5 protein-coding genes are annotated in these 3,714 nt (G+C 69.9%); all 5 read left to right on the top strand.

Annotated features, from left to right (window positions below; genetic code table 11):
• The first annotated feature begins 123 nt into the window (after window positions 1-123).
• The 5 genes from AC6EI8_RS25265 (at window position 124) to cpaB (ending at window position 3,564) form a co-directional block, all read left to right on the top strand.
• Window positions 124-297 carry a Flp family type IVb pilin gene (locus AC6EI8_RS25265; protein WP_498383227.1) on the top strand — a complete coding sequence of 58 codons (174 nt, stop codon included), beginning with the start codon at window positions 124-126 and terminating at the stop codon, window positions 295-297.
• 99 nt (window positions 298-396) lie between these two features.
• Window positions 397-561, top strand: coding sequence for a Flp family type IVb pilin (locus AC6EI8_RS25270; RefSeq protein WP_390884863.1), 165 nt, complete (start codon window positions 397-399; stop codon window positions 559-561).
• Window positions 562-614: 53 nt separating this feature from the next.
• A complete protein-coding gene (locus AC6EI8_RS25275) occupies window positions 615-1,154 on the top strand; it encodes an A24 family peptidase (protein ID WP_198750333.1) in 540 nt (179 codons plus the stop codon).
• Between the two features lie 25 nt (window positions 1,155-1,179).
• Window positions 1,180-2,619: a DUF8689 domain-containing protein gene (locus tag AC6EI8_RS25280; protein ID WP_053822265.1), complete on the top strand. Its 1,440-nt coding sequence runs from the start codon at window positions 1,180-1,182 to the stop codon at window positions 2,617-2,619.
• Between the two features lie 87 nt (window positions 2,620-2,706).
• Entirely contained in the window at window positions 2,707-3,564 is an 858-nt protein-coding gene (gene cpaB, locus AC6EI8_RS25285; RefSeq protein WP_498383228.1) for a Flp pilus assembly protein CpaB, read from the top strand.
• Window positions 3,565-3,714: the final 150 nt, after the last annotated feature.

Consider the following 3,714-nt stretch of genomic DNA (forward strand, 5'->3'; position numbering starts at 1 on the left):
CTTCGATGCCTGCGCCGCCTGCGGTCCTCCGCGCGCCGCGGCCCCCCGCAGTTCAACCGCAGCAGTTCAACCGCAGCAGTTCAACGCAAGTCGTGCCCTGCATTCCAACCGAAGGAGAGAGCCATGCAAGACCTGATTCAACAAGCCAAGCTGTTCGCCCAGGACGATGACGGCGTCACCGCCATCGAGTACGGCCTGATTGCCGCGCTGATCGCCATCGTGATCATCGCCGGCGTCAAGCTGGTCGGAGAGAACCTGAGCGCCGTGTTCGACAAGGTGCAGTCCGCACTGAAGTAAGCCGAGCCACGCGCCGATGCGCTCGGCGCGATCGATACCCGCGGAGGCCGGCGTTCCGGCTCCGCGGGCCTGCGCCACCTACTGGAGACACCGATGCGCGTGCAAGCGAATTCCATCCGCGGCTTCGTCGACGACGATCACGCAGTCACCAGCATCGAGTACGCACTGATCGCGATGCTGATCGCGCTGGTGATCATCGTCTCGGTCAAGGCCGTCGGCGAGACCCTGAGCAATATCTTCGACAAGGTCGCGTCCTCGTTCTGACGATGCGGCCCTGCCCCGACCCAACGCCCTGCACCGCGCGACCGGAGCCCGCCATGCCGAACCCGCATCTCGCCACGATGATCGGACCCGCCGCGATGCTGCTGGTGCTGGCCGCCGCGGCCAGCGACCTGCAGTGCCGCCGCATTCCCAACTGGCTGACCTTCGGCGCCTGGCTGCTGGCGCTGCCGGTACAGCTGGCGCTGTCCGGCCTCGGCGCCGGTGCGCTGGCCTGGGCCACCGGCTGGCTGACGGGGCTGGCGATGTTCCTGCCGATCTATCTGCTGCGCGGCATGGCCGCCGGCGACGTCAAGCTGATGGCCGCGGTCGGCGCCTGGCTGGGCGCGGGCATGGCCTTCGACATCGCGCTGACGGCCTTCGTGCTGGGCGGCGCCTGGGCACTGGGCTGGACGCTGTGGCACGGCAATCTGCGCCAGTTGCGCGAGAACGTGGTGCGGATCGTGCTGGCGCCCGGCGCTTTCAATCCGGACCGGCGCAAGCCCGCGGTACTCGACGCGTCGGTGTCGGTCGGCGCGATGCCCTACGGCGTGGCCATCGCCGCCGGCACGATCGCGATGCTGTTCGCGTCGGCATAGCCACCAGCACAGAGCGGGGGATCCCATGATCGAGCAAACACCGAACGCGCCGATACACGGTCTGCCGGGCGTCGCCAATGCCGCGGCCAATGCCGGCGGCCATGGCCACTCGCGCGCGCCGGCCAGCGCCGCCGCGGAATGCGCCACCGAATGTGCCCAGCCGCAACCGTGGCATGTGGCCCCGCGCACCGTTGCCGATACGGGCATCGACATCACGATGCTGGGCACCCTGCTGATGAAGGCGGCCTATCTGTACCGCAACGTCACGCTGCTGCAGCTGGCCGAGACGCTGCGCCTGCCCGGCTCGGTGATCGGCGAGATCGCGACCGCCTGCGTGCGCGAGAGGCTGCTGGAGGTCGCGCATCGGGGCGCCAGCGACCTCGACGTGCGCTACCGGCTGACCGATGCCGGCCATGCGCGCGCCGCCGAGTTCGCGGCGCGCTGCAGCTATGCGGGCCCGGCGCCGGTGACGCTCGACGCCTATCTGGAGGCGGTGCGGCACCACTCGGTGCGCCACGCCAGCGTGTCGAAGGCCGATGTGGCCGCCGCGCTCGGCGATCTGGTGGCACCGCCCCATATCGTCGACGAGGCCGGTATCGCGCTGAACTCGAGCACCGCGCTGCTGCTGTACGGTCCGCCGGGCAGCGGCAAGACCTTCCTGGCGCGCCGGCTGCGCGAGCTGATGCCCGGCGCGGTGCCGGTGCCGCACGCGATCACCGTGGCCGGCGAAATCATCCAGGTGTTCGATCCGCTGGTGCACGTCCCCTTCGACGAGGGCGGCAATCCCGGCTGGCGCCGCGGCGCGGACCGGCGCTGGATCCTGTGCCACCGCCCCGCCGTGCTGACCGGCGGCGAGCTGACGCTGGACATGCTGGACCTGCGCTATGACGCGGTCGCCGGCTACTACCAGGCGCCACCGCACATGAAAGCCAACAACGGCGTCTACATCGTCGACGACCTGGGCCGCCAGCTGGTCGGCGTCAGCGAACTGCTGAACCGCTGGATCGTGCCGCTGGACCGCGGCATCGACATGTTCACGCTGCACAGCGGCGTGCGCTTCTCGGTGCCGTTCGACGTGTGGCCGGTGTTCTCGACCAACCTGGATCTGAGCGCCCTCGGCGACGACGCCTTCCTGCGCCGGCTCGGCAGCAAGCTGTTCATCGGGCCGCTTGCCGAGGACGACTACCGCGAGGTCTACGCGCGCGCCGCCCGCGCGCTCGGCCTGCAGCACGCCGACGACGTGTTCCGCTTCCTGCTCGAGGGCTTGCATCTGGCCGACGGCATCCCGCTGCTGGCCTGCATCCCGGGCGATCTGCTGAAGCTGGTGGACTCGGCGCGGCGCTATCACGGCGACCCGCCGCACGTCAGCGAGGAAGCGCTGCGGCGCGCGTGGCACGCGTATTTCGGCCGCGAGATCGGCGATGGCATGCGCTGGCGCAGCGGCGCGCGCGCGGCGGCGCGATAGCTGCGCCGCGCGCAACGACGGAACGATGGAACGGCGGAACGGCGGAAAGAACGAGGGAAACGAGGGCAACCTCAGGGGAGAGCTTCCATGAAGAACGCAAGGGCAATGTTGATGCTTCTGGTCGCACTGGCCGCGGGGGTCGCGGCCGTGGTCGCGGCCTCGCGCTGGCTGATGCAGCAGTCGTCGAACTCGGTCGCGCAGGTGGTGGTCGCCGCCAGCGACATCAACCTGGGCCAGCCGATCGGCCCGGAAAACCTGCGGCTGGTCAGCTGGCCCAGCGCCAGCGTGCCGCCCGGCGCCTTCACCAACGCCGCGCTGCTGCAGGGCCGCGTGGCGCGCACCAGCGTGCTGCGCGGCGAACCGGTGCTCGAGGCCAAGCTCGCGCCGCAGGGCACCAAGGGCGGCCTGTCGGCGGTGATCGGCGAAGGCAAGCGCGCGATCACGGTGCGGGTCAACGATGTGGTCGGCGTGGCCGGCTTCGCGCTGCCGGGCAACCTGGTCGACGTGATCGTCAACACCGCGGCCGAGGCCAGGCGCAACGGCGCCGCCAGTGGCAACGGCGAAGCCAGCATCTCGAAGATCGTGCTGGAAAAGATCCTGGTGCTGGCGGTCGCGCAGCAGGTCAGCCGCGACGACACGCAGCCGAAGGTGGTCAATGCGGTGACGCTGGAGGTCACGCCCGAACAGGCCGAAAAGCTCGACGTCGCGCGCAGCGTGGGAACGCTGTCGCTGGTGCTGCGCAATCAGGTGGATCTGGCCGCGGTCGATACCGAAGGTGCAACGAAGACCACGCTGCTGGGCACGCCCGCCGCGGCGCCGGCAGCCGCGCCGCTCAAGCCGGTCAAGGTCAGCGCGCCGGTGCGTGCGCGCCCTGCCGCGCCGGCCCGATCCGGCCACTGCATCGGCGTGCTGTCGGGCGTGCAGGGCAGTCTCGAATGTTTCTGAGCCGGAGGGTTTCAGCCGGGACGGCAGCGGCATGACTGGGCATGCCGCGCAAGGCGGGTCGCACGTCAGGAACGATGTGCAGCGAATCGGGCAGCACCAATTCTCTCCGGGGGGAGATATGAAAACAAACCATGAGCAGAGGGACCGCGC

Source organism: Cupriavidus sp. R6-3, assembly GCF_059772245.1.

What these genes read in the sequence shown, in the direction of transcription:
- AC6EI8_RS25265 (WP_498383227.1), top strand. Translation starts at nt 124, where the DNA reads ATGCAAGACCTGATTCAACAAGCCAAGCTGTTCGCCCAGGACGATGAC.
- cpaB (WP_498383228.1), top strand. Translation starts at nt 2,707, where the DNA reads ATGAAGAACGCAAGGGCAATGTTGATGCTTCTGGTCGCACTGGCCGCG.
- AC6EI8_RS25280 (WP_053822265.1), top strand. Translation starts at nt 1,180, where the DNA reads ATGATCGAGCAAACACCGAACGCGCCGATACACGGTCTGCCGGGCGTC.
- AC6EI8_RS25275 (WP_198750333.1), top strand. Translation starts at nt 615, where the DNA reads ATGCCGAACCCGCATCTCGCCACGATGATCGGACCCGCCGCGATGCTG.